Raw genomic sequence first — 26,121 nt, 5'->3', positions numbered from 1 at the left:
TCCTAGTGGGTAAGTAGCCTCTGTCATTATCAGGGAGATTTTCATATCACTCAGCACAAAATAATGATTGAACTGTAAAAAGAGAATATCCTTTGCTTGCTTAGAGTACATATGATTATAATCATATGTACTTATTGGATATAAAAAATATATGACGCTGTTTATCATTGACTTTTATTTATATAGTTAGTATGATGATTATATCATCCTATCTCTGTAGATTTGAGTAGCATGTATTTCTAGGAACTTTTCAGGAAATATAGCACTTATGTATGAGCCAATTCAAACGGCTAAAGTTTTCAAGCAGATTGCTGAACAAATTGAGCAGCGCATTCTCAATGGCGAATTGCGCAACGGAGATCGGCTACCGACAGAGCTTGAGCTGGCGAAACAGTTTCATGTCAGCCGAACCGCTGTGCGTGAAGCCATGAAAACGCTGGCCCAGAAAGGGCTGGTGGATACGCGACCGGGGCGCGGAACAATTGTCATTGATGGCGCTCATACTGCGCTCCAGAGCTCACTTGGGTTGGTCATGAAGTTGAAGTTGGGGGAGATGGGAGGGTCAGAGAATCTTTTGGAGGTACGCGAAATCCTGGAGACGGAGATTGCTGCAATCGCCGCGGAGCGTGCCACAGAGACAGAGATTACAGCGATGCGTGAAGCGATAGCAGTCATGGATGCACATATGCATGATGTCAACGCGTTTATTGCCGCGGACAATCGTTTCCACGAGGCCCTGGCACAGGCCACACAAAATATTTTAATCCTACTCCTGACCAACTCGATTGTGAACCTGCTGAGTGAGCAACGCAAACAGATATTCTCCGTTGCGGGAGGCCCTCAACGCGGGCAAATTCATCATAAGCGTATTTTTGATAGCGTCATCAAGCGTGATGCGGAGGCCGCGCGTGCAGCCATGCGAGAGCATTTACGCCAGGTGCGCGAAGATAGTGCTGATCCTGCATAGCAATTTGTCTTGTATGATCCTGTTTACGCTGTGTGTTGCATTTGGAGGACGTTATGGCTCATCTTGGCTTTATCGGGCTAGGGGCAATGGGAGGCCGTGTCACAAAACGGCTTCTGGATGCCGGGCATACGGTGACCGGGTATAATCGCACCCGGTCGAAGGCACAATGGCTTCTCGATGCTGGCATGCGCTGGGGTGACTCTCCGCGAGCGGTGGCTGAGGCGGCAGACATTCTCTTTACTATGGTCACCAATACTAACGCATTACACCAGGTATTTCATGGTCCTGATGGCATTCTGTCCGGCTTAAGCGCTGGAAAAATCTACATTGATATGAGTACGGTCAGCCCCTCGGCTTCGCGTCACCTGGCCACCCAGGTGGCCGCAAAGGAAGCGCATATGCTCGACTCACCCGTGTCTGGGAGTGTCATTACGCTTGAGCAAGGGAAACTCTCGCTGATGGTTGGGGGCGAAAAAGCTATTTTTGAGCAGGTGCTACCGATCTTGCAGGACATCGGCCCAACCGTCAACTACGTCGGCGAAAATGGCCTGGCGGTCTTGATGAAAATCGCTATTAACCTGAATTTGCAGGTGCAAATAGAGGGCTTCTATGAAGGCTTACTCTTAGCCGTAAAGGGAGGTATCCCCCTGGAGACGGCGCTTGAGGTCATGCTCAATAGCGTTGTTGCCTCTCCCTCTCTCAAGTATCGCACTCCCTTTATCCTCAACATGCCTGAAGAGGCCTGGTTCGATGTAAACATGATGCAAAAAGATATGTTGCTAGCGGAAGAACTGGGGCGGCAACTCGATGTGGCGCTTCCCAGTGTTGCGCTCAGCAATCAGTTACTGACGGCGGCCCGCGCCCAGGGCCTGGCCAAACATGATTTCGCCATCGTCTACAAGGTTTTGGCTCGTATGTCCGGCATCGATCTGTAATAGCTATGGGAGAACGCCATGTTACAGCCAGAGGCATCCAATTCTGTCCATCCAGAGTACACGCAAGGAGATGAGGGGCAGGCTCGTTGGCTGGCTATGTATGAACAGATGCTCAAGATTCGCGTCTTTGAAGAGCATGTCAACGAACTCTATCGCACCGCCAGAATGCCTGGCCTGGCGCACCTCTATAGTGGAGAGGAGGCGATAGCGGTTGGCATCTGCCAGGCCTTACGACGCGATGACTACATCACCAGTACACATCGGGGGCATGGTCATTGTCTCGCCAAAGGGGCCAGAGTCGACCGCATGTTTGCGGAACTGCTGGGTAAAGAGGCGGGCTATTGCCGGGGCAAGGGCGGGTCCATGCATATCGCCGACCAGGACACAGGGAATCTGGGCGCCAACGCCATTGTCGGTGGAAGTGCTGGCATTGCCACCGGGGCTGCGATGTCCAGTAAGATGCGGGGGAGCGACCAGGTTGCGGTCTGCTTCTTTGGCGACGGTGCGCTTGGGCAGGGACTTCTCTACGAAGTCATGAATATGGCGTCCTTATGGAATCTGCCCGTGGTCTATGTCTGCGAAAACAACCAGTACAACGAATACACACACAATGCTGAAACCACAGCAGGCGAGATGGCGAACCGGGCCAGGGCCTTTGGTCTTTTGACTGAAGAGATTGATGGGCAGGATGTGCGCGTTGTCTACGCAGCCGCGCACCGCGTGGTTGAGCGAGCGCGCCAGGGCGAGGGGCCTGCCTTCATCCTGTGTGATACCTATCGCTACTTTGGACACCATGTCGGCGATATTCAGCGCTCCTACTACCGAGCGAAAGAAGAAGAGGAGCACTGGATACAACACCGCGACCCCCTCAAGCTCCTCGCCGAATGGTTGAGCACAGAGGGTTTCGCCGGGCATGAAACGTTTACGCAGATCGAACAGCGTGTGAGAGCCGAGGTTGCGGAAGGCGAGCGCTTCGCACTCTCGGCACCTTTTCCCCAGCCAGGCGAGGTGGAACAAGATGTCTACGCTTAGCACCACAGCCAACCAGAAGGTCCAGGAGACCACGCTTGGGCAGGCGATTCGCGAGGCCCTGGCCGAGGAGATGCGTCGAGATCCGCGTGTCTTCATCATGGGCGAAGACGTGGCCGAAGCCGGGACGCCATTCAAAGTCCTCTCAGGCCTCGTTGAGGAGTTTGGACCCGCGCGTGTCATCGATACTCCCATCTCGGAAGCTGGAATTACAGGCATAGGAGTCGGCGGCGCAATGACAGGCATGCGCCCCATTATCGACATTATGTTTGGCGACTTTATTACCCTCGCCCTTGACCAGATCGTGAACCAGGCGGCCAAGGTTCACTATATGTCCGGGGGGAAGCTCAAGGTCCCGCTGGTCGTGCGCACGACCCTGGGGGCGACCCGTCGCACCGCAGCCCAGCATAGTCAGAGCCTGCACGCCTGGGTGAGTCATATTCCGGGTTTAAAGGTCGCCCTGCCATCCACGCCATACGACGCGAAGGGGTTGCTCAAGACGGCCATTCGCGATGAGAACCCCGTCATCTTCTTCGAAGACAAGATGATGTACCAGTTGAAAGGCCCTGTACCCGAAGGCGACTATACCATTCCCTTTGGGGTGGCGGATATCAAACGCGCTGGAACCGATATTACCCTGGTCGCGACTAGCAGCATGGTACAGGTCGCGCTTGAGGCGGCGGAGAAGCTTGAGGCGCTGGGGATAAGGGCGGAGGTGGTTGATCCACGTACGACTGTTCCCCTGGATAGCGCGACCTTGATCGACTCAGCCAGAAAGACCAGTCGTGTGATTGTAGTCGATGAAGGGTACGAACGCTATGGCGTCACCGCGGAACTTGCCGCAGTCATTGCCGAGGGCGCGTTCTACTACCTGGATGCCCCGGTCAGGCGCATGGGCGCCATGAATGTGCCGGTACCCTTTTCTCCCGTCCTGGAGGACCTCACAGTCCCTACCGCTGCTGCGGTGGTAGATGTAGCCAAAACGTTATGTGGTCGTGTCTAGACATTTCCAACGAAGGAGAGAGATATGGCGATCAAAACCTATGGCTTGATGGGCGTAGACTGGGAGGAGCGCGCGAATTTTGAGCGCTTACGTACCGCGCGCCTTGCGCGGATCAAACACCTGCTGAAAGCATCGGAGATGGGGGCGCTTCTCTGCTTCGATATGAATAACATTCGCTACATTACGGCAACCCACATTGGGACCTGGGCCATGGATAAGCTGGCCCGTTTCTCGCTTTTACCCCAGGACGATGAGCCGATCATGTGGGACTTCGGCTCAGCCGCGCGCCATCACCAACTATATGCGCCGTGGCTAAGTGAGCGTTCGCGCGCGGGCATCTCCACACAACGCGGTGCCATGTCGCCAGAGTCTGGCCGCGCTGAAGATGTCGCGCGCAAAATTCGTATCGAGCTAGAGGAACGTGGGCTCCTCCACGAGCCATTGGGAGTGGATGTGGTCGAATTGCCGGTGCTCTTCGCCTTGCAGGCCGAGGGTATTCAGGTGGTCGATGGACAGCAATTACTGCAACAGGCGCGCTTAATCAAGACAGAAGATGAGATTACGCTCCTGGCGACGGCCTGTATGATGGTCGATGCGGCATATGACGAGCTCTATCGAGCGCTAAAACCGGGGATTCGCGAGAATGAGTGTGTTGGATTGGTCAGCAAAGTGCTCTATGATCTGGGTTCGGAGCATGTCGAGGGCGTTAACGCCATCTCGGGCGAGCGATGCAGCCCCCACCCGCACGTCTATACGGATCGCGCCTTGAGACCGGGCGATCCGGCCTACTTTGACATCTTGCATAGCTACAACGGGTATCGCACCTGTTACTACCGCACCTTTGTCGTGGGGAGCGCCTCCCACGCCCAGGTCGATGCCTATAAACGGTGTCGAGAGATCCTGGATCGAGCCATCAATGCCATCAAGCCGGGTGTTACCACAGCTGATATCGTCAAGCTCTGGCCCAAAGCCGAGGAGTTCGGTTTCCCCAACGAAGAGGCTGCATTCGCACTCCAATATGGGCATGGAGTCGGTCTCTCGATCTGGGAGAAGCCTATTTTTAGCCGCCTGGTTTCGCTTGAGCATCCCGAGGTCATTGAGGAAGGGATGGTTTTTGCCCTGGAAACCTTCTGGCCCGCTTCAGATGGCTGGTCCGCGGCGCGCATCGAAGAGCAACTGGTAGTGACCCATGATGGCTGCGAGGTCATTACGCGTTTCCCCGCGGAACAATTGCTGGTGGCTGGAGCGCACTACTACACTGCGACAGGCCCCCTCGCTGCTATACGTGAATCCCAGTCCAATCTCAATGCCCAGTCGAAGCAGTGAACACATGCGATGTCCAGTGAGAAGAAAAGGGTGTGTATGTGGCTATAAAGCCCTCGCTTCCCACGCTTTCTAGGAGGTCCATGGTGATGACACCAGTTATCTTACCAGCATTGGGAATGTCACAAGACACGGGGAAGATCATTACCTGGCTCAAAGCTAGTGGCGAGCAGGTCACAAAGGGAGAACCCCTGGTAGAAATCGAGACCGACAAAGCCACGGTCGAGATCGGAGCTCCCGCCGATGGCGTGCTCGACCAGATCGTAGCCGGGCCTGGCAAGGAGGTTCCGGTAGGGCAGGTCATTGCCACGATCCTTGCTCCAGGCGAAAAGGCAGCCAGTGCCGGGGAGGCAACACATGCCTCGCTGCCTTCCCTGGGAGAACACACGCTCCGGCCGTCGTCTCTGCCTGCCAGCCCCCTGGCGTCGCGCATCGCCGCTGAGCACAACCTGGATCTGAGCCTTGTTCAGGCCGAGGGCAAACGCATTCAAAAGGCGGACGTCATGACCTATTTGCGCAATCAGCAGGGAGCCCATAGGCAGCAACCCACCACTCCAATAGCCCAGACGACACCGCGTTTGACGATGGCCTCGCCCAAAGCACGACGATTAGCGGCAGAGCAGGGAAAAGATCTCGCGCAGATCAAAGGGAGCGGACCAGGAGGGGCCGTACTGGCGGCAGATGTCGTATCTATGCCTCAAGTTGCGGCAGTACATGAAAAGCAGGATCAGCCATTGAGCACCATCTGGCGTATCATGGCTGAGCGCACAACCCAGAGCTGGACGAGCGTGCCTCATTTTTACCTGGTGCGCGAGGTCAATGCCAGTCGCTTAGAGGCCTGGTATCACCATAGACGCAAGCACGCAGCCGAGCAGGCAAGCTACACCGATCTGCTGGTAAAAATTGTGGCGCTGGCGCTACGTACCTCGCCACGGCTCAATGCCTCATGGAGCGAAGGAACGTTGCATCTAGAGCAAGCTATCCATATAGGTCTGGCCGTGGCTACCGAGCATGGGCTGGTTGTGCCCGTCATTCACCAGGCAGATAGATTGAGTATGCAAGAGATTACCCGGCGACGCAGAGACCTGGTAGCCAAGGCCCTGGCCAGAAAACTGCGACCAGAAGACCTGCGTGAAGCAACGTTTACGATTAGCAACCTGGGGATGTACAACATCGACGCGTTTAACGCCATTATTCAGCCGCCACAGGTTGCGATTCTGGCAGTGGGCCGTATCGCGGAACGCGTGGTGCCTGTGCAGAAACAGCCCATGGTTCAACCTACGATGATGCTGACTCTCTCATGCGACCATCGCGCCGTCGATGGCGCGTTGGGAGCCAAATTTTTGTCGCTGCTCGCGGATCTCATTGAGGAGCCGCTAGGGCTATTGCAGTAGTGATTCCCATACCGTAGGCTCGCGAGGCATGAAAGGAGGGAAAGCAAGCGGACATACAAGCGGACATACAAGGCACCACTTGTCATTCATAGCACATCCCAATTGCGCATGATAACTCCCACGATGTCAGGCCAGGCGCTAGTGTCCCCTGGCAATCTTTTGACGATTATTGTGCATTACTAAGGAGAACACCCGTGGTAGGACGACACACTTTCTGGCAACGCAACAGGTTTCCACTGTTGGCGCTCTTGATGATAGTGTTGCTGATGTGCAGCGCCTGCACGCAGAATAATACAGCCACGAATGGCCAGTCTCAGGCGCCCATCAAAATTGGCGTCTCTGTCTCGCTCTCAGGCGACTTCTCCGCCGATGGCAAGGCGACCGAGCAAGGCTATCAGCTATGGGCTGATACCGTGAATAAAAATGGTGGGCTGCTCGGGCGCCAGGTAAAGCTAGATTTTCTCTCTGATGGGAGCAATACAACCCAGGTTGTTACCAACTATCAGAAGCTGATTACCAATAACCATGACGACCTTGTCTTTGGCCCCTATTCAACGCTCTTAACCAAGCCAGCATCCGTGGTAGCGAATCGCTATGGCTATGCCATGCTGGAAGGTTCTGGTGGCGGTCCCTCAGTCTTTACCCAGGGCTTACATAATATTTTTGATGTCACCGCCCCTATTGTGAATCAGATGGATAGCTTTGTCGAATATATCCTCTCGCTGCCAGCTGACCAGCGGCCACAGGCGGTGGCCTATGCGACGGAAGACGATCCCTTTACACAGCCCATGATCGACCGGGCGCGCCAGCTACTGGAACAGGGGGGCGTAAAAACCGCTTCATACCAGATGTACCCGGCAGAAACCACCGACTTCACCCCCATCGCGCAGAAGATCATCGCCTCTAATGCGCAACTCGTCGTGTTAGGTTCGATGCTCCCCGACGCGACCGCGTATGTGCAGGCCTTCAAGCAGCAGCACTTTAACCCCAAGGCTATTGTTGCCTCCGCGGGGCCTGACCAGGGAGCGCAATTTACCGGCCCCATAGGAGGAGCCTCTGTTGCGGAAGGCATCTTCTTTCCCAATGCCTGGGCTCCGGGTCTGACGACCTATCAAAATGCGCAGATGGTCCAAGACTATATCGCTAAATATGGCGGGACAGCTGACCAGATCAGCGCCGATACGGCGGAGGCCTACGCGGCAGGGCAGGTCCTGGCACAAGCCGTGAACAAGGCTCATAGCATCGACAATAAGCAATTGCTCGCCACATTGCACGCGGGCAACACCTTCCAGACGCTGCAAGGGGATGTAAAGTTCAACGACGTAGGCGAGAACGTCGATGGCAAGGGCTTTACCTTCCAGTGGCAGGGGGGTTCCGTGCAGCGCGTCTATCCGGCTAGCATTGCCACGGCGAAACCTGTCTATCCTAAACCGAACTGGCCCTAGTATGCTGTTTCTGCCAGACACAACGACGCGCTTGGTAGGAGTGGTGCCTGCCATCTTCCGAGTACTGAACAGATGGCAGGCGCGCTCATCTCTACAGATGCTTTATCCCTGATAACGCTTTGCGCTAATCGGGAGGGATTACCTATCTTCCAGCCCATAGAAGGAGGCTGTATGGTTGGCATTATTATAGAGGCCATCATTACGGGAATTTTAACGGGTGGCGTGTATGCCTTAATGGCATCAGGGCTGACATTGATATTTGGCGTGATGGATATTATCAATATCGGGCAGGGGGCGCTTGTGATCCTGGGAGCGTACCTGAGTTATGTTTTGGAGCAACAATTACACATCGATTTATTCCTGGGCCTGCTCATCACGATGCCCTGCCTGTTTCTCCTGGGCATGCTGATTGAGTGGTTCTTTATTCGCCCGATCAGGCGGGATCGCACCATGTTGTCTATCCTAGTAACGTTTGGCATTGCCCTCATCATCGAAGGTATCCTCAACCTACTCTTCTCAGCGGACTATATCCAGTTACACGCCTGGTATGTAACTGAGTCGTTTCGTATAGCCAATTTCTACCTTCCCTATATTTATGTATTTTGCTTCCTACTGGCGGTGCTACTGCTGGGAACGCTCTACCTGCTGCTCTATCGCACACGCTTTGGACGCAGTATGCGCGCGGCCATGGAGAACCGGACAGCGGCTGAACTGATTGGCATCGATGTCGAGCGTGTTTCGATGATTACCTTTGGCATTGGGATCTCGCTAGCTGCCGCCGGGGGCATGGCCTTTGGCGCGACCAATACTTTCAACGCCGGGAGCGCCTATGACCTGATCTCACGCCTGCTCGCGATTATCATCTTTGGAGGGATGGGAAGTTTAACCGGTGCTCTTGCGGCCTCTGTGGGCATGCTGGTGATCGAGGACGTCACCGCCGTCACCTGGTCCCCAGTTTGGGCCAATATCGTCTTCTTTCTCTTGCTGGTGCTCATCCTGGTGCTGCGCCCCAGGGATTGTTTGGACGGAGGGAAGGAAGAAAACAATGAGGATCGCCACGTTTGCGGGAGGAGGAATACTCCTGGTCTTTGCCTGCGCCTTCCCACTCCTCTTCTCTGATCCTACCGTGACCACAATCGCGGTCTTCACGCTGATCTTCGCGGTCGCAACCAGTGGGTGGAATATTCTCGCCGGGTATACGGGCTATGTTGCCCTAGGCCATGCCGCCTACTTTGGCCTGGGTGCCTATGCACTGGCTATCCTCTGCCAGGATTGGCATATTGCTGGTGGTTACGCACCCTTTCTCCTGGTTCCCCTGGCAGGGCTCATTGCGGCATTGATTGCCATCCCTCTGGGCTGGATTGCATTACGGGTACGGCGCCATACCTTTGTGGTGATCACGATTGCCATGTTTTTTATCATCCAATTACTGGCCTATAATCTCTCCTGGCTTACGAAAGGCTCTACTGGTCTCAGCCTCCCCATTCCTCTCGATTGGGGCGGTGATTTCTTTAATATTCCCTTCTACTATGTGACATTGGCGCTGCTCCTATTCACGTTGACGGTCTCCTGGGGAGTACGCCACTCAAAATATGGGCTGGGTCTGCTGGCAATTCGCGATGACGAGGATCGCGCGCTTGGCCTTGGAGTAAAGACTGGCATATCCAAGCTACTCGCCTTTGCGCTTGCCGCGTTGATCGTTGGGATGGCGGGCGCCATCTGGGCGTATTTTGTCGAAGCGGTCTATCCCGCGACGGCCTTTGATCCCTTATTCGATATTGCCATCGCCTTGATGGCTTTTCTCGGGGGGCTGGGCACCATTACAGGTCCACTCCTGGGGGCCTTGATCCTGGAACCAACACAGCAATATTTTGCGTTGGCGTACGGGCAAAACGGCTACTATCTAATCGTCTATGGCGCACTCTTCCTGGTGGTGATCCTGCTTTTACCCCAGGGCATTGTCCCCTCGCTACAGGTGAGGTGGAGCAAATTTCAGGCTATGCGAGCGCAGGAACGAGATCGCACGATGAGCATGGTGAGCCATAGGCCTACAGCAGGGGAAGATGGAAGCCCGGAGGTGGAAACGAAAGAGGGAGCCAATCTATGAATTGCTTAGAAATCCAGGATGTGCACAAAGCCTTTGGCGGCATTCAGGCCCTGGACAGGTGCTCGCTCTCGATGGCGCAGGGGACGATTACCGGACTGATTGGTCCCAATGGCTCGGGCAAGACCACGCTGTTTAATATTATTACTGGCTACGAGCGGGCAGATAGTGGGCAGGTACGTTTCCAGGCCCAGGATATCACAAATAAAGCGCCTGACACAATCTTTCGCCTGGGGATAGGGCGCACCTTTCAATTGACGCGTATCTTTCCGCGTCTCACGGTGCTCGAAAACATGCACGTGGCCGTGCAACGCACAGATCTCAGGGGGATGTTTCGCTGGTGGAGCGCATCCCATGAGCGGCAACGCGCGCTCGAACTGCTGGAGTTTGTGGGCTTGCACACGTTCAAGAATCTGCCCGCGGGCAATCTGTCCTTTGGGCAGCGAAAATTACTGGAGTTCGCCTTTATCCTGATTGCTGAGCCGCAGGTGATTCTCCTGGATGAGCCAGCAGGAGGAGTCAACCCCACCATGGTCAATTACCTGGCCGACCGTATTCGTACCCTCAATCAACGAGGGGTGACTTTTCTAATCGTTGAGCACAATATGGAGTTTGTGATGGAATTATGCCACCGGGTCACGGTCATGCATCGTGGAACCAGCATTGCCGAAGGAACGCCAGCAGAGGTGCGAGCCAATCCCGGCGTCCTACAAGCCTACCTGGGAGACTAAGGAGATGCTACTACAACTTCGTGATGTCTATGCTGGTTACGATGGAGGAGACATTCTCAAAGGGGTTGACATAGCCATAGCGCAAGGAACCACGACCTGTATCGTCGGGCCAAATGGCGCAGGAAAATCGACGGTCTTGCGGGCACTTAGTGGCCTGTTGAAGCCACGGAAAGGCGCTATCTCCTTCGATGGGCGCTCGCTTGTAGGCCTCTCGCCACGCCAGATCCTGGCTCTAGGTATCGTACAGGTTCCGCAAAGCCATAGCCTCTTTCCCAGCATGACCGTGCATGAAAACATCGAACTTGGGGCCTACCTGCTCAAGGATGCTCGGCTCATCAGGAGTCGCCTGCAAGAAATTCAAGCGTTGTTTCCACTCGTCAAACTGCGGGCGCGTGAGAAGGCTGGGACCTTATCGGGAGGGCAGCAACGCCTTGTTGAGTTCGCGCGCTGCCTGATGCTTGATCCGCGCGTAATCCTGCTAGATGAGCCATCAATGGGTCTCGATCCCCATACCTTCAAACACGTCATTGAGACAATTCGCCTCTTGCAGAGCACCGGCAGGACAATTGTGCTGGTGGAACAGAATGCACGCACTGGCCTGAGCCTGGCGGATCAGGGTATTGTGCTGGAAAACGGGCAAGTGCGTTTGACGGGAACACACACCGAAGTCCTGAACAATCCCGAGATCGCGCGCTTGTACCTGGGCGGAACTCTTTCGAATGCCTGAGCAGACGGAGCAAGCAATCGCATAAAGGAGCGTGAGATGGAGAGAGACGCACGTGTTCAAAGTGCCATTACAAACTGGGCACCTCGCTTTGTTGCTAATGGCATTGACGTCAATGATTTCACACGGGTCACGAACAGTATTGAGAGATGGGATGCATGGTGTCAGACATGGGCTGACTGCGGCGCCATACACGAACAATTGGGTGCCGACGCTGAAGCCAGCGGATACTATGAGACTGCGGGTGAGCACTATTTCCACGCGGCCATGTGCTATCACTTTGGTAAGTATCTCTTTGTCCAGGATCCGCGGCAACTGCGGAACGCCCACGAGCATGTGGTGCGTGACTATCAGCGCGCATTACCATACTTTCTCTTTCCCGGCGAGCGAGTCTCCATTCCCTATGAGGGGGGCAGCACCATGTATGGCATTTTGCGCAAACCCTGGCATACGCCTCGCCCCCCGGTTGTCATCCTGGTACCAGGTCTAGACTCAGTAAAAGAGGAATTGCATGTTTACGGCGAGGACTTCCTGCGACGCGGAATGGCAGTCCTCGCCATTGACGGCCCTGGTCAGGGCGAGATGGAGTTTGAGCACGCTATGCGTCATGACTATGAGGTACCCATTCGCTATGCGATTGACTACCTAGAGCGTCGCCCGGATGTAGACGCCAGGCGTGTGGGCTTGATGGGAGTAAGTTTTGGAGGCCATTACGTTGTGCGGGCCGCGGCCTTTGAAAAGCGCATCAAGGCCACAATTGAAAATTGTGGTGCCTACAATCAGCTTGAGAACTTTCGCGGACGCCCACAGCTCAGTCGCGATACCATGGTTTTTCGTCTCAAGGCCACAAGCGAGGAAGAGGCAGTCAAAAGACTGGAACAGTTCTCCCTGCAAGGAGTTGCGGGATGCGTGGAAGGCCCATTGCTCGTCATTCAGGGAGGGCAGGATGGGCTGGTTTCTCCAGAGCATGGAAAGCGTATTGCGGCCGAGGCCGGAGCAAACGCCGAACTCTGGTTCTTTGCAGATGGGAATCATGTCTGCAACAACATCCCCTATAAGCATCGCCCACAGCAGGCGGACTGGATGCGGAAGCAGTTGAGTTAGTGGGGCGTATAGAACAGTGGTATCCATCATATCGGTTGCACCTTCCCTTGACGAGGGGACGCTAGTGCCCTATGCTTGTGGCGTGATAACTGTTGATGAGTCAGAGCCGCTCGCGCTCATGAGGAAGGAGTAGGCCGCTTGCAAACCCCAGTGGACCCCGAACACACATCTATTTCCTATTGGCAGCAAACTGTAGAGACTCTGCCGCTTGAGAGTCAGCTTCCTGCTAAGGCCGATATCGTAATTATTGGAGGCGGCATCGTGGGCGTCGCGCTCAGCTACTGGCTGGCAAGGGCAGGCAGAGCGCCAGTGTTGCTGGAGCGCGCGCACCTGGCTTACGGCGCGACGGGTCGCAATGGGGGTATTGTCGCCATCGGCCTCGCGGAAGGCTATCCCTCCGCCATCAAGCGCCATGGCGCCCAGGTCGCGCAGGCGATCTTACGCCTCACCCTGGAGAACCAGGCGCTCTTGCGCCAGGTTATAGCCGAAGAGCAGTTTGATTGCCAGTACCGCGAAACTGGCCATATCGGGCTGGCATTGAGTGAGCAGGAACTGGAGCACCTGGCACACGCCGCCGCCACCAAGGAGGCCGATGGCTACGAGGTACAGGTATTGACGCGCCAGGAGGTGCAGGAACGTATCCACACACGCCTGGGAGAGCGTATTTTGGGCGGGACCTTGTGGGCGCAGGGCGGGCTGGTGCATTCGGCGCGCCTGGTGCATGAACTGGCGCGAGCGGCACAACGCCACGGGGCGCGCTTCCTGCAGGCCGAGGTTGGGCAGTTGGCGAGCGAGGGTAAGGACGTCGTGGTACGGGCGGCCCAGGGAAGCATACGTACCCGGCAGGTGGTCGTGGCGACCAACGCCTGGGTGGGCGATCTCTTACCCGCATTCCGTCCCTTGATTACACCAGTTCGCGGGCAGATGCTGGCCTATGAGTCGTTTCCCCAGCGCATTTTTGAATCAGGCATCTTTGCCGCGTTCACGCCAAGCGAGGAATATGGGCAGCAGACCCTGGATGGCTCTATCGTCATCGGAGGCTGTCGGGCCATAGCACCTGGACGTGATGTGAACATACGCGAGCAGACGACATCGTCTGAGGTGCAGGGCACCCTTGAGCAAGTGATTCCCACGCTCTTTCCTGACCTGGCACACCTGCGCGTGGCGCAGCGCTGGGGCGGAACGATGGCCTTTACCCCGGATTACATCCCCATTATTGATCGAGAGCCGGCTCTGCCCTGTGTCTGGGGTGTAGGTGGCTTTACAGGACATGGTATGCCCTTTGCCATGCGCGTGGGCCAACTCCTTGCGGAGTCGCTTGATCAGCCACGGCGCGCCGCCGCCCTTGAGCCCTTCCGCCTGAAGCGCTCGACGCTTCTCTCCTGAGCAAAGGTATGGGATTAAAAAAGAGCATCTGTGGCGAAAGCCTTCGCCACAGATGCGTTCTATGTACATTGAATACGAATGTGTTTGATAGTAAACAATAGCTTGTGGCTGTGACGCGATGAAGGCGTGATGAAACGTATGAGCTTCAGTTTTTCGAAGCCGTTCGAAATCGTTAAAAGCCGGGTGCTACTGGTTCGGTCATGCTGGCATAGGCCTGGGCGCCACAGCGCATACAGGTTGTGGGTGGCTCAAGCGCGCGCATGACCTCGCCACAGATGGAGCAGAACCAGTGGGCCGCGACGGCCTTGACCAGGTCAGCACGACTGATGATGCCCACCAACCGCCCTCGACTCACGACCAGGAGGCGCCGAATGCGCTCATGGACGAGAATACGACTGACCTCTTCCAGCTCGGTCTCCTCACTGACGGTAATGACGCTTCGCGTCATGATATCGCGCACCAGTTGCCCTTTTCTGGCAATAACATCAAACTCCGTAACGATTCCTACGATAACGTTGTCGCTGTTTACCACAGGCATCCCACTGATTTTGTATTCAGACAAAAGGTGAGCTGCCTGTTGCATTGCCTGGTCTTCATTGACCACAATGACATCCTTAGTCATTACATTGCGAACCTTCATCGATGTTTGTCTCCTTCTGGTAACCCATCGCGAAACAGCCATCTCTTGTTTCTATTGTAACATGCCGTTGAGTTTTTTCTGGCGTGTCAGAGTGAAGCATTCTGCCTATCGGACAGGTGCGCCAATACTCATATCCTGGTAGCCAACACGATTTTCTCGTGGATTTGATGATCTACGAGGCGCTGGAGCATATTCCCACCATTGGACAGGAGCGCAATGTGCGGTCGCCGTAGAGTCAACGCCCCCTCCTCATACCAGGAAAGCAGCCTTGTCAGCGCATCAGGCACGAGGCGTGCCCAGTACCGCTGCCCGTGAAAAGGGGGTTCCGACCGGCGTGAATGTCGATGACGCGGTGAACGCCTTGTTTCGTCAAGGCATCTGGCTTTACGAGGAGCGCATTGGCCTCATCCAGCGTGCAGGCCCCAGCCAAGCGTAATTCGCTCACCAACCGATCTTGAAACGTCCCCCACAAGCGCTCCACGCGGCCCTTGGCTTGGGGAGAACGCGCGGCAATCGAGGTGATGTGGAGTCGCTCAAACACTCGCCCCAATTGCGTCTCGGTCTGCCGGACAGCCAACTGCTCGCCGACACTGGCGTGTTCCCTCGCATCGTACCGACGGGCCGCAAATAGGGTATGCCGATCCGTCACAGTTTTGGCTGGCGGCCTCTTGACTGATGGGATTTTCTTTGCTATGCTTGGCCTACTACGCGAAAGGAACAAACATGATTACTACCTCCACCTTCGCGATGAAGGTCTTCTAACGCTTCATCCTCACGTACAGGACTTCATGTGCGAGGGAGCCTGTCACTTCTGAATATGCGACGTTCATCGAGCAAAAAGAACAGCTCTTGCCAGAGAACGACAATCTGTTCCAGTAGTTGCTCCTGTACCTTGTTGCATAGTGCATGCTCGTTGTGATGTTCGCGACCCCTCAAAGCTGCCAATCCTGGTAGCACTATCAGATATGCGATTCGCGCAGACGCCTGTTCATACTTTGATTCCTCATGGGGATGGTATCGTCTGCCCAATCGTTGCGGGGAAAACGCTTGTAACTCTTCCTGCTCCCGCATATACTGGCCGTCTGCGTCGTCTATGCTCGTCAGGCAGTTGTTGGCCTGATGAGGAAAGCGCAGGTGCCGTGGGGTGCTGGGGTCACAGAGACATGGGAAGAGAGGCGCTTTGCTGTCGAGGTCAATCTTTGTGCTGAGCGTGACTGCTGTTTCCCCGTTTTTTGATGGAGCAATGAATATGGCTCAAATACACGATCAACCAGGCGGCGTGGAAAGCTCGCGCTCTTCTGAACTCATTTTAACGCCAGCAGAAGTGGCGGAGACGCCGCGCTATCCGTCGCTCTGGCGCAACCGCGATTTTATGCTGCTCTGGAGCAGCCAACTCCTCTCAAGCGTCGGCAGCCAGGTTTCGCTGCTGGCCTTTCCGCTGCTGGTCCTGGGCATTACACACTCAGCGACTCAGGCCGGCCTGGTTGGCGCGCTGGATAGTTTGCCTTTTGCTCTGCTCTGCCTGCCCGCGGGCGCGCTCATCGACCGTTGGGATCGCAAGCGGGTGATGCTGATCTGCGATACCGGGCGCGCGCTTGCCCTGGGCAGCATTCCCGTCGCGCTCTGGTTGGGCCGCCTGGGCCTTCTCCAACTTTGCCTGGTCGCGCTGATCGAGGGGACGCTGATGACCTTCTTTTCGGTGGCCGAGATTGCCTGCCTGCCGCACGTGGTGCCCAAAGCGCAGATCACCGCCGCCAGCGCGCAGAATCAGGCCATCAACTCGACCTCCTGGACGCTGGGACCATTTCTGGGCGGCTTTCTCTATGGTATGGGGCACGCTGTCCCGTTCTTGACCGATGCGATCTCTTACGTTTGTTCGGTGCTCAGCATCTTTTTGATGCGCGCGCGTTTTCAAGAGGAGCGCACGGAGGAGCCGCGCAAAATCTGGCACGAGATCGGCGAGGGGCTTCTCTGGCTCTGGCGCGAGCACGTCCTGCGTTTCCTGGCCCTGCTGACCCTGGTCCTAGTCTTCTCCACGATTGGCTTTACGCTGATCCTGATTGTGCTGGCGCAGAACCTGCATGCCACGCCGCTTGCCATCGGCATGCTCTTCGCCAGTGGCGGTGTGGGCAGCATTGTCGGAGCAGTGCTGAGTAGTCCCTTGCAGAAGCGTTTTACCTTTGGGCAGTTAACGATCGGTTCAGCCTGGGTCTGGGCCGTTTCCTGGCTCGCCCTGGCCGCCGCGCCGAATCTCTGGGTGTTAGGGGTCGCTAACGGAGTGAGCTTCATTGTCGTGCCCATCTTTTACTCAGTCCAGCTCAGCTATCGCATGATCGCGATCCCGGACCATTTACAGGGGCGTGTGCAGAGCGTGTTCCGTCTCCTTTCTCTTGGCAGCCAGCCCCTGGGCCTCGCGCTCACCGGGCTGTTGATTCAATGGATTGGCCCGGGTCAGACGGTTGTGCTGCTCTTTGTGCCTCAAGCTCTCATTGCGCTGTTCACCACCTTGAACCGTCGATTGCGCGCCATTCCATCGCTGAGCGAGCTGGCACGCAAAGAGCCTGGGTAGGATCAGCATCAGGCAGGATCACTGCAAGGTCTGGTTAAAGAGTGATCGGACCTCGCTGCACGTCGCCAGGAGAACGGCATCCATATCTGTTTTTGCGCACATCTCCTCATTTTTCAAAGGAGGTCAAATGATGTTTAAGCTCTTGAAACACGTCACGGAAGCAGAGGTGAAACAGGTTCTTGCTCAGGAAGTTCCTCACTTTCGTATGCAAAGCATGGTGTTTCATCATGCCTATGCGGATAGATGCATCGTCGAGGTCAATGAGGGGTCACGAGATTACCGCAGGTAAAACATAGGCCCCTGAGTATTAATGTATACTGTTGCTAAATTCACTTCTCATCCTTTTGGGCAGGTTGTTCAAGCTCACATTGAGAAGGTCAGCACTTTCTTGTCAAGCTAGACCAGCGAATTTAGCAACAGTATATTCTGAAACACCGCAAGAAAGCTCATTAGTAATTTTCATGCGGAGTGGTGAGCTCCGCCAGCAGCGCATGACGTTCCATTAATACTCAGAGGCCCTATATGCCTCCTTCAAGGGAAGTTGGGGGCTTCATCCTCGATTATCCAACCAGATCACCCAACATCAATAAGTACAGCAGCGATAAGGAAAACAGACAAATGGCGTTAACAGGAGTATGCGTGGCAGGATGGACATTTCGTGAGCGAGCCTGGTCGTCCCCTTTCAAAAGCTCGCTTCAGGTATGACCTTGTGCGCTTGAGGCGAAGCAAACGTTATGGGCGTGATTTGGGGCATCTGCCCCAAATCACGCCCATAACGTTTGCTTCGCGGTGGGGATTATGGAGTGGGCGTTGCGATGGGTGGCAGGGGGTCCACGACGACCTTGCTAAAGAGGGCGCGCGCCTGTGACGAGGTCGCGCCGTTGTGGACGAAGAGCGCGATCTGCCCCTTGGCATAGCTTGCATCTTCAATCTGCTCCACCTGGCTGCCATTGAGTATCAGGGAGAGGGAAGAGCCTTGCAATGAGACGGTCAATGTGTTTTTGCTTCCCATGGGATGCAGGTGAGGGCTTACCTTGTTTGGAACCAGGTAATCATTGTGGGCGCTCTGGGTTTTGGTGTCCCAGGATTCCTTGACGATGCTATAGGTGGTATTCCCATGAATGTCGATGCGATAATCATGATCTAGATTTCCATCACCGCGCAAATAAATGCCGATGCTGTCGTCGGCGTCCCCTTGTTGAAACGTAAACTCGGTGGTCAATTGGAAATCATCAAAATTGCGGCTGGGGGGCAGGCTTTCAATGAGGACCTTGTGATTGAGCGCGGTCAGGCTCAAGCCCTGTTGCCCAATTTGCCGCTCATAGTCCTGCGTCGAACCTGTGAACCAGTCTTTGTATGTGTTTTTATCAGTAAAATCATCGATAAATAAATGGTGTGAAGCCATTGCGGTGGCAGTGAGCTGGGCCTGTGAGGGGGAGGGCGTCGGGGTCGGAGTTGGCGCGCTCTGGGTATGATTGCCTGCAGGAAAGAGATACAGGCCACCTACGGTAAGCAACAGGGCCAGGCATACGATACCCATCAGACCCACGATAGTGAACATGTGTCTGCGTCGTGTGTTGGAGTGCGCTGTCTGCTCTTGTTGAGTTTCTTCGCCTATCATGTCTCTCTCTCTCTGTAACGGCATACTCACAAACTGCGCGCCGGAAACTGCGCGACTCCTTTTCCATCAATCTTGTAGCTTGCCTCTTTGCCAGGTGGGGGGACTGGCTCCAGTCCATGGAATTCTCTCAATGTGCATATATAAAGACGTATTGTAGCGCAGATTGTTTCGTATTTTTGGCTAGTAGTAATTTTTTCGTATGCACTTCCCCCCTTGAGATGGAAGATGCTGGCGCCATATGATAGAAACATACACCTCTCATCAAGAGCCAAAGAAAGTCGAGCGATACAGCTATGTTGGCAGCTATGTTTTACGCGCCAGGCGATCTACGCCTGGAGGAGCGTCCCATTCCGCAGCCAGGGCCAGGCGAGGTCCTGCTCCAGGTCGCGGCAGCCACGACCTGTGGTACCGATCTTAAAACCTTTCGCCGGGGACATCCCCTGCTCTTTCGCCATACGCCAGCCGGCTTTGGACACGAAGTCTCTGGCACAGTCGCCGCAACAGGCGTCGGTGTGACAAAGGTGCGTGAAGGTGACGCCGTCGCGGTGGCCAACTCGGCCCCCTGCTACCAGTGTTTCTATTGTAAGCGTGGCCGCTATAGCCTCTGCGAAGGCCTGCTACTCCTCAATGGCACCTACGCCGAATACCTGCTGGTGCCCGCGCGCATCGTCGAGCATAACCTCTATCCTCTCCCAACGGATACTTCATTTATCGCGGCGGCCCTGGCTGAACCCCTCGCCTGTGCTCTCCACGGCGTTGGAGCCAGCGATATTCACGCGGGAGATACTGTCATTGTATTAGGTTCAGGTCCACTTGGCCTCCTGCTCACCGCCGCCGCGACGCTACGTGGCGCGCGAGTTGTACTCACAGGCCGGGGTGAGGAGCGCCTACGCCTGGGAACCTATTTTGGCGCCTCATGTGTGATTGATGTCACTGGCATGACGCCGCAAGAGCAGTACGAAGTGGTACGCGACCAGACGGAGAAGCGGCGAGGTGCCGACGTGGTCATCGAGGCCATTGGCACGCCCGAGACCTGGCAACAGGCGGCCCAGCTGGCATGCCCTGGCGGCCTGGTCAACCTCTTTGGGGGCTGCGCCTCGGGCACCCAGGTGACCTTGGAAACGCGTCCCCTGCACTATAGCGAGCTTACCATCAAGGGCGTCTTTCATCATACCCCAAGCTACTACGCTCAGGCACTGCACCTGATTGCTGAACGTCAGATAGATGTGGAGGCTCTGGTCACCCGGCGTCTGCCTCTGAATGCGGCCCTGGAGGCTATCAGTCTCCTAACGCAGAAGAAGGGGGTAAAATATGCACTGATTCCTCCGGCCTTCGCGTCCCTTCTGGATGGAGCAGTAAGCCCTGACTGATGATCTGGTAGTAAATATCAATAACCTGTTGCACGCTCAGGCGTCCTCCAGGGTGAAACCAGGACGAGACCTGTGTACACATGGCGATAACAGCATAGGATGTAACTTTGGTATCACTCGGGCGAAAGACACCGCGCTCCATCCCATCCTGGAGCATGCCCTGAAGCAGGCCATCATAGATATCGCGTAGCTCGACAATGTGCGCGCGCTGCTCGCCCTCCAGGGAGCGAAGTTCGGTATCAATGATAAAGAATTCGGCCTTGTTGCTGGTATGCAGGCGGATATGATTGGCGATGGCCTCACGCAAGCGCTCACGGGGATCATCATAGGTACGCAGGAGCGTCTCTAGCTGGCCGTTCAGACGCTTCATATACGTCTCCATAATCTCAACCAGCAGCGATTGCTTATTGGGATAGTGATGATAAATACTGGCCGCCTGAATTCCCGCCAGGCGAGCAATATCGCGCAGGGGTGCGGCGTGATATCCATACTCGGCAAAGAGTTGGACCGCAGCGGCGAGAATATTTTCGCGCATCGAGCGCCCTTCGACTGGCATAGGTAACACCTCTCTTCCTCTTCGGCTACAGGGTGATTGTATCAGAAAAAGGCCTGGGTGCGCTACTGACGTACGCGCCTACGCTGGGTGTCTACAATGTGGCACGGAGGCGTAGGCGCGTACGTCAGTAGCGCACTACCGCTTTAGCGGCTGGCCCAGAGCATGCCGCGTTTCATGATTTCGAGAACCTCGGGTACCTCAAAATCACTGACGACATGTCCTAGCGAGGAGTAGAAGACGCGTCCCTGGCCCCAGCGTTTCTTCCAGACCACCGGCACGACGCTGCCCGCAATCCAGGGGGCATATTCGCCGCTAAAGGTAGTTGTGGCCAGGACTTCATTGATGGGATCAATGTGCATATAGTACTGTTCCGAATGCATGTGAAAATCTTGCAAACCGGCAGTAATGGGGTCCTCATGGTGAGTGATGTTGACTTCATAGTCAATGATATTGCCGGGATGCGCGACCCACTGGCCACCAACCATAAATTGATACTCTGTGCTGTTGCGGAAGGAATCGGCCATGCAGCCATGCCAGCCCGCGATACCAACGCCACTCTGGACGGCACGCAACAGGCCCTGTTCCTGTTCAGGAGTAATCGTGCCCATGGTCCAGATAGGTACAATGAGATCGAGCTGCTGCATTTTGGCTTCGTCTAAATATGCATCCAGCGTGTCGGAGACCTCGACCTCGTATCCCTGCTCGCGCAGGAAGGGCGCGAAGAGGGCTGCGCCCTTCTCTGGCTCATGGCCTTCCCATCCGCCCCAGACAAGTAATGCTGATTTCATTAAAGAAGTCCTTTCTTATGGTCCGGACTCTGACCTGGTACAGATCAGAGTCTCCACATTTTGACGTGTTACTGCTATTATGTCCCGAGAGCCCCTGGGCAAGCAACCTGTAGAGAGGATATAATTGCAAGCAAAAGGGAGGAAAGGAATCTTTATGGAGCAGAAAGATATGTTGCGCATTGTGCTGGTTGGATGCGGTGCCATGAGTCGTGCCTGGCTACAGACCGCGACCGAGCTTGCTGGCGTCGAGGTCGTGGGACTGGTCGATATTTATGAGGAGGCCGCGCATGCCAGGGCGCGTGAGTTGCAGTTGACACAGGTCATGATTGGTACGGATCTGGGCGAGGTCCTGGAGCGTACACGCCCCGATATTGTCTTTAATTGCACTATCCCAGAGGCTCATCTGCAAACAAGCCTCCAGGCGCTAGAGGCAGGCTGTCATGTGCTGAGTGAGAAGCCACTGGCCGCCTCACTAGAGGCAGCGCGCACCCTGGTAGCGGCCGCGCAACGCGTTGATAGATATTTCGCGGTTATGCAGAATCGGCGTTATGATGCGAATATCCTGCGCGTACACCACGCTCTGGCCTCGGGCAAGTTGGGAGCGCTCACGACGGTCAATAGCGATTTCTATATTGGCGCGCATTTCGGGGGCTTTCGCGACCATATGCGCCATGTCCTGCTCCTGGATATGGCCATCCATACCTTTGACGCGGCACGCTTCCTGACCGGGGCCGATCCTGTCTCCGTCTACTGCCATGAGTGGAATCCTGCTGGTTCCTGGTACGATCATGAGGCCTCCGCAATTGCCATCTTTGAGATGACAGGCGGATTGATGTATACCTATCGCGGGAGCTGGTGCGCGGAGGGCCTGGCGACCACCTGGGAGAGCGACTGGCGTTTGATTGCCCAGCGTGGAAGCATAACCTGGGATGGAGGAGAGGACATACGGATTCAGCAGGTCCAGGAGACAGGTGGCTTTCTCTCCACCTTTGACGACGTTGAGCCAGATCTTGTAGAGCGCACAGAGCGGACACAAGGACACTCCAGCGCGATCAGGGATTTTATCGCCTGTGTACGCGAGGGACGAGCGCCCCAGACCAGTGGTACAGATAACATAAAAAGCCTGGCGATGGTGTTTGCCGCCATTGAAAGCGCTGAAAGCGGCAAGCGCGTCGCCGTTTCCTGGTAGCGCAAGAAGGTAGTCAAAGAAGAGGAACGCATGCAGATCCAAGAGCAACGAACTCTCTACAGCCAATTTGAACGTCGCCTACGCGCGGCAGGCGGCGAATCACACTATGCGGACTCTCTCGAAGAGGCCGCCCGCCTGATCGTGGAGCATCCCGCGCTGACTGAGAAGCTCATCATGCTTCCTCCAGGCTTCGCACAACGTGAGCCATGGGGAGCGCTCCTGCCTCTGTTAGAAGCGCGAGGGATCACTCTCGAAGAGGCGGAGGGACCTCGCGAGATCGCTGATGCGCCCGCCGGGCTCTCAGACGCCCACCTGGCCATTGCCGAGACCGGTTCGGTGCTGGTCGCCGAGAACAACCTGGCGGCGCGTGCCGTGACCATGTTGACCATCGCCCATTTTGTACTGGTGCAAGCACGAGAGCTTTATCCCATGTTGGAGAGCGCGGGTGAGCGCCTGCGCCAGCTCTCCACGCCTGGAACTGAGCAGCAACATCATATGACCCTGGTCACCGGCCCCAGCCGCACAGCCGATATCGAGCGCACCCTCACAATAGGTGTTCAGGGACCGAGAGTATTTTATGTTTTGTTCGTTGAGAGCAACTAACGATTGTCTTTACCACAATGATGTGAGTGGTCACAGATCGGAGTAGCGTTTTTTTATGGAGCAGCCACAATCGTCTTCTCAACATGATACCCTTCAGCCCGCGCAGGTCGCGCTGACAGGGACGCTCACACCGCAACAGGTCGTGACCGAGGAGCAGGCCAACACAACTCACGAACACCAGCCATTTGAAGCGCGCCTGACCCATGCCCTGCACGACACCAACTTGCAGGGCGCGCTCAAGCGCTTTGCCCCCAACTGGCGCGCCTCGCGTCTGCAAGTTTTCCAGCAAGAGCAAGAGGCCTATGGCGATGAGTTTAGTTTCGCGAACCTGCGGACACAATTGCGCCAGGCCAAGGACGACGCCATCGAGCACCAGGAAGAACTGCTTGCACGCTTTACAAGCCAGGCCGAGGCCGCAGGCGCCATCGTGTACCAGGCGCGCACCGCCGAGGACGCCAACCGCTATATTTACGGACTCTGCCAGCGTAAAGGCATTGAATTGGTCGTCAAAGCTAAGACCATGGCCAGCGAGGAGATCGAACTCAACGCCTACCTGGAAGAGCAAGGCATCACGGCTATCGAGACTGACCTGGGGGAGTGGGTCGCGCAACTCGACCACGAACGTCCCTCCCACATGGTCATGCCCATTATCCATAAGACGCGCCAGCAGGTAGGCGAGACGTTGACCAGGGCCACCGGGCGTGAGATCTCGCGTGATGACGTCGCTGAGCAGGTCGCGGTTATTCGCACCGAGCATCGCAAGTCCTTCCTGACCGCGGGCATGGGGGTGAGCGGAGCTAACGCCCTCATCGCGGAAAACGGAACCGTCATGATGACGACCAACGAGGGCAATGGGCGTCTGGTGACCTCGCTCCCGCCGGTTCATGTCGTCATTGCCGGCTACGATAAACTCCTGGGGACCTTCGCCGACGCCATGACCCAGCTGCGCCTACTGGCCAGAAGCGCGACCGGGCAGGCCATGACCAGCTATTCAACCTTTATCACCGGTCCCTCGGCTCCCAACCAGGAAATGCATATCGTCTTGCTGGACAATGGACGCAGCGAGATGCGCGCAGACCCGCACTTTAAAGATGCCCTGCGCTGTATACGCTGTGCCGCCTGCGCTAATATTTGTCCACCGTACCAGCAGGTAGGGGGACATGCCTTTGGCCATATCTACAGCGGCGCGATTGGCCTGGTCGTCACCCCGTTCCATCATAGCCTGGAAGCGGGGGCGGGTCCACAGAGCCTCTGTGTGAGCTGCAATGCCTGCGAAACCGTCTGCCCGGTTGAAATTCCCTTGCCCAGCCTCATTCTGGATGTGCGCCATCGTGTGGCAGAGGAAAAGGGCCTGCATCCGATAAAGAGGATCATCTTCGAGGCCATGGCGCGCCCCTGGCTCTTTAACCTGGGAGCACGCCTGGGGAGCTGGGGCCAGTTGCCCCTGACCTGGGGTAGCCATTTTGTGCGCTCGCGCTACTTTGGTCCCCTGGGCAAGCTGCCCTTCCTCAAGGGGATCGCGGATCAGGCGCGCTGGCGCAGCCTTCCAGCCCTGGCGTCACGCCCCCTGCGTGACCGGGTCAAGGCCCGCAGCAAGTCTTATAGTCATGGCAAGCCCCTCGCTACTCAGGGTCAGTTGCATGTGACGGTGGCTTACTTTGCGGGGTGTATGACCGACCGCCTCTATCCTGAAATGGGGGAGGCCGTGATCAAGGTCCTGGAGAGCATCGGCGTGCACGTTGTATTCCCCCAGCAGCAGAACTGTTGTGGCCTGCCCGCGCTGAACTCCGGCGACCGGCGCAATGGACTACGTATGGCCAAGCAGACCATTACCACGCTGGAGCAATCGCTGGAGGAGAGCGGAGCCGACTATATCCTCAGTGGCTCGACCAGTTGTGTCGTGACCATCATTCAGGATTACCTGCGCCTCTTCGAGGACTTTCACGAGACAACCTGGCTTAAACGGACCCAGGCCCTGGCGGATCGCGTCATCGACTTTGCAGGCTTCATGGACCGTGTCGTCATCCCCAGCGGCGTGCAACTTCCAGTACGCGAGGAGAAGGCAAGTGACGTCGTGGTGACCTATCATGACTCCTGCCAATCGTGTAACTGTTTGGGCTTGCGTTCTGAGGCACGCCACGTCTTGCAGGATCTCCTGCACGTTGACCTGCGTGAGATGGCCCAGTCAGATGTCTGCTGTGGCTTTGGCGGCACGACTTCAATTGAGCAGCCCGAGGTTGCCGAACGCCTCTTAAACAACAAACTGCAGAATGCGGAAGAGACGGGGGCTGCAATCCTCATCGCCGATAACCCCGGCTGCCTGATGCACCTGCGTGGCGGGGCAGACGCCAAGGGGAAACGCCTGCGCGTCCTACACCTGGCCGAAGTCGTTGCCGAGCGTTTGCAAGAAGAGTAACACATGCAGGGGTGAGAACAGGCTAGCCTGCTCTCACCCCTGCATGTGTGCCACCCTTTGTTTATAAATCAGCTCTCGCACTGGGACGAATGTGCTGTTGGACTTGACGAATAAGGATAGAAGAGGTACACTGCAAGGGCTATAGCGATGGGACAGGCCGCTCGTATATCCTGTTCCCCAGCAAGGACGCAGAAGAGTTCTCCGCAATCCTCTTTAGATTTTTC

At 56.0% G+C, this 26,121-nt stretch carries 24 protein-coding genes; 19 read left to right on the top strand and 5 right to left on the bottom strand.

Translation table 11 applies throughout. The features are described from left to right. The first annotated feature begins 268 nt into the window (after nt 1-268). From JMJ16_RS16060 to JMJ16_RS16000, 13 genes are all read left to right on the top strand, one after another. The gene (locus JMJ16_RS16060) at nt 269-967 is read left to right on the top strand and encodes a FadR/GntR family transcriptional regulator (protein WP_201383067.1); all 699 of its coding nucleotides are present in this window, start codon (nt 269-271) and stop codon (nt 965-967) included. Between the two features lie 53 nt (nt 968-1,020). Beyond that, nucleotides 1,021-1,902 carry an NAD(P)-dependent oxidoreductase gene (locus JMJ16_RS16055; protein ID WP_201383066.1) on the top strand — a complete coding sequence of 294 codons (882 nt, stop codon included), beginning with the start codon at nt 1,021-1,023 and terminating at the stop codon, nt 1,900-1,902. An 18-nt stretch (nt 1,903-1,920) separates the two neighbouring features. Further along, complete coding sequence (locus JMJ16_RS16050; protein ID WP_201383065.1) at nt 1,921-2,934, top strand: thiamine pyrophosphate-dependent dehydrogenase E1 component subunit alpha; 1,014 nt, start codon at nt 1,921-1,923, stop codon at nt 2,932-2,934. Continuing rightward, nucleotides 2,921-3,934, top strand: coding sequence for an alpha-ketoacid dehydrogenase subunit beta (locus JMJ16_RS16045; protein WP_201383064.1), 1,014 nt, complete (start codon nt 2,921-2,923; stop codon nt 3,932-3,934). The genes JMJ16_RS16050 and JMJ16_RS16045 overlap by 14 nt, the downstream gene beginning before the upstream one ends. Nucleotides 3,935-3,958: 24 nt before the next feature. Continuing rightward, nucleotides 3,959-5,260, top strand: a complete 1,302-nt coding sequence (locus JMJ16_RS16040; RefSeq protein ID WP_201383062.1) for a Xaa-Pro peptidase family protein — start codon at nt 3,959-3,961, stop codon at nt 5,258-5,260. A gap of 86 nt (nt 5,261-5,346) precedes the next feature. Next, entirely contained in the window at nt 5,347-6,651 is a 1,305-nt protein-coding gene (locus JMJ16_RS16035) for a dihydrolipoamide acetyltransferase family protein (RefSeq protein WP_201383060.1), read from the top strand. A gap of 194 nt (nt 6,652-6,845) precedes the next feature. After that, nucleotides 6,846-8,096: an amino acid ABC transporter substrate-binding protein gene (locus tag JMJ16_RS16030; protein WP_201383058.1), complete on the top strand. Its 1,251-nt coding sequence runs from the start codon at nt 6,846-6,848 to the stop codon at nt 8,094-8,096. Between the two features lie 171 nt (nt 8,097-8,267). After that, the gene (locus JMJ16_RS16025) at nt 8,268-9,215 is read left to right on the top strand and encodes a branched-chain amino acid ABC transporter permease (protein WP_201383056.1); all 948 of its coding nucleotides are present in this window, start codon (nt 8,268-8,270) and stop codon (nt 9,213-9,215) included. Beyond that, a complete protein-coding gene (locus JMJ16_RS16020) occupies nt 9,142-10,203 on the top strand; it encodes a branched-chain amino acid ABC transporter permease (protein WP_201383054.1) in 1,062 nt (353 codons plus the stop codon). Before JMJ16_RS16025 ends, JMJ16_RS16020 begins: the two co-directional genes overlap by 74 nt. Beyond that, entirely contained in the window at nt 10,200-10,931 is a 732-nt protein-coding gene (locus tag JMJ16_RS16015) for an ABC transporter ATP-binding protein (protein ID WP_201383052.1), read from the top strand. Before JMJ16_RS16020 ends, JMJ16_RS16015 begins: the two co-directional genes overlap by 4 nt. A 4-nt stretch (nt 10,932-10,935) precedes the next feature. Next, on the top strand, nt 10,936-11,658 hold the full coding sequence (locus JMJ16_RS16010) for an ABC transporter ATP-binding protein (protein ID WP_201383050.1): 723 nt from the start codon (nt 10,936-10,938) through the stop codon (nt 11,656-11,658). A gap of 36 nt (nt 11,659-11,694) precedes the next feature. Continuing rightward, entirely contained in the window at nt 11,695-12,759 is a 1,065-nt protein-coding gene (locus JMJ16_RS16005) for a S9 family peptidase (RefSeq protein ID WP_201383048.1), read from the top strand. A 138-nt stretch (nt 12,760-12,897) separates the two neighbouring features. Next, on the top strand, nt 12,898-14,145 hold the full coding sequence (locus tag JMJ16_RS16000; protein WP_201383046.1) for an FAD-binding oxidoreductase: 1,248 nt from the start codon (nt 12,898-12,900) through the stop codon (nt 14,143-14,145). 172 nt (nt 14,146-14,317) lie between these two features. On the opposite strand, the gene JMJ16_RS15995 is transcribed toward JMJ16_RS16000, so the two are convergent. Both JMJ16_RS15995 and JMJ16_RS57120 read right to left on the bottom strand, forming a co-directional pair. After that, nucleotides 14,318-14,785, bottom strand: coding sequence for a CBS domain-containing protein (locus JMJ16_RS15995; RefSeq protein ID WP_201383044.1), 468 nt, complete (start codon nt 14,783-14,785; stop codon nt 14,318-14,320). A 271-nt stretch (nt 14,786-15,056) separates the two neighbouring features. Continuing rightward, on the bottom strand, nt 15,057-15,434 hold the full coding sequence (locus tag JMJ16_RS57120) for a hypothetical protein (RefSeq protein WP_201383043.1): 378 nt from the start codon (nt 15,432-15,434) through the stop codon (nt 15,057-15,059). A 600-nt stretch (nt 15,435-16,034) separates the two neighbouring features. On the opposite strand from JMJ16_RS57120, the gene JMJ16_RS15985 reads away from it, so the two are divergent. Beyond that, the gene (locus JMJ16_RS15985; RefSeq protein WP_201383041.1) at nt 16,035-17,354 is read left to right on the top strand and encodes an MFS transporter; all 1,320 of its coding nucleotides are present in this window, start codon (nt 16,035-16,037) and stop codon (nt 17,352-17,354) included. Nucleotides 17,355-17,481: 127 nt separating this feature from the next. Then, nucleotides 17,482-17,643: a hypothetical protein gene (locus tag JMJ16_RS15980; protein ID WP_201383039.1), complete on the top strand. Its 162-nt coding sequence runs from the start codon at nt 17,482-17,484 to the stop codon at nt 17,641-17,643. A gap of 507 nt (nt 17,644-18,150) precedes the next feature. On the opposite strand, the gene JMJ16_RS15975 is transcribed toward JMJ16_RS15980, so the two are convergent. After that, nucleotides 18,151-18,975, bottom strand: a complete 825-nt coding sequence (locus JMJ16_RS15975) for a family 16 glycoside hydrolase (RefSeq protein ID WP_201383037.1) — start codon at nt 18,973-18,975, stop codon at nt 18,151-18,153. 293 nt (nt 18,976-19,268) lie between these two features. On the opposite strand from JMJ16_RS15975, the gene JMJ16_RS15970 reads away from it, so the two are divergent. After that, nucleotides 19,269-20,345, top strand: a complete 1,077-nt coding sequence (locus JMJ16_RS15970; protein ID WP_201383035.1) for a zinc-binding dehydrogenase — start codon at nt 19,269-19,271, stop codon at nt 20,343-20,345. Here the strand turns inward: JMJ16_RS15970 and JMJ16_RS15965 are convergent. After that, nucleotides 20,254-20,901, bottom strand: a complete 648-nt coding sequence (locus tag JMJ16_RS15965; RefSeq protein ID WP_201383033.1) for a TetR/AcrR family transcriptional regulator — start codon at nt 20,899-20,901, stop codon at nt 20,254-20,256. The two genes, JMJ16_RS15970 and JMJ16_RS15965, sit on opposite strands and share 92 nt — an antisense overlap. 143 nt (nt 20,902-21,044) lie before the next feature. Further along, nucleotides 21,045-21,689: a ThuA domain-containing protein gene (locus JMJ16_RS15960; RefSeq protein ID WP_201383031.1), complete on the bottom strand. Its 645-nt coding sequence runs from the start codon at nt 21,687-21,689 to the stop codon at nt 21,045-21,047. A gap of 154 nt (nt 21,690-21,843) precedes the next feature. Here JMJ16_RS15960 and JMJ16_RS15955 point away from each other — a divergent pair, with 154 nt between their 5' ends. The 3 genes from JMJ16_RS15955 to JMJ16_RS15945 are packed head-to-tail and all read left to right on the top strand — an operon-like array spanning nt 21,844 to nt 25,897. Then, nucleotides 21,844-22,878 (top strand): Gfo/Idh/MocA family protein, encoded by a 1,035-nt coding sequence (locus JMJ16_RS15955; protein ID WP_201383029.1) that lies wholly within the window; start codon nt 21,844-21,846, stop codon nt 22,876-22,878. A 30-nt stretch (nt 22,879-22,908) separates the two neighbouring features. Further along, nucleotides 22,909-23,481 (top strand): lactate utilization protein, encoded by a 573-nt coding sequence (locus JMJ16_RS15950; protein ID WP_201383027.1) that lies wholly within the window; start codon nt 22,909-22,911, stop codon nt 23,479-23,481. Nucleotides 23,482-23,536: 55 nt separating this feature from the next. Beyond that, entirely contained in the window at nt 23,537-25,897 is a 2,361-nt protein-coding gene (locus JMJ16_RS15945; RefSeq protein WP_201383025.1) for an LUD domain-containing protein, read from the top strand. The last annotated feature ends 224 nt before the right edge of the window (nt 25,898-26,121 follow it).

The sequence above is a fragment of the Ktedonobacter sp. SOSP1-52 genome (assembly GCF_016587395.1).
The sequence above is the reverse complement of the archived record's forward strand: the minus strand, read 5'-3'. Positions and strand labels throughout refer to the sequence as shown.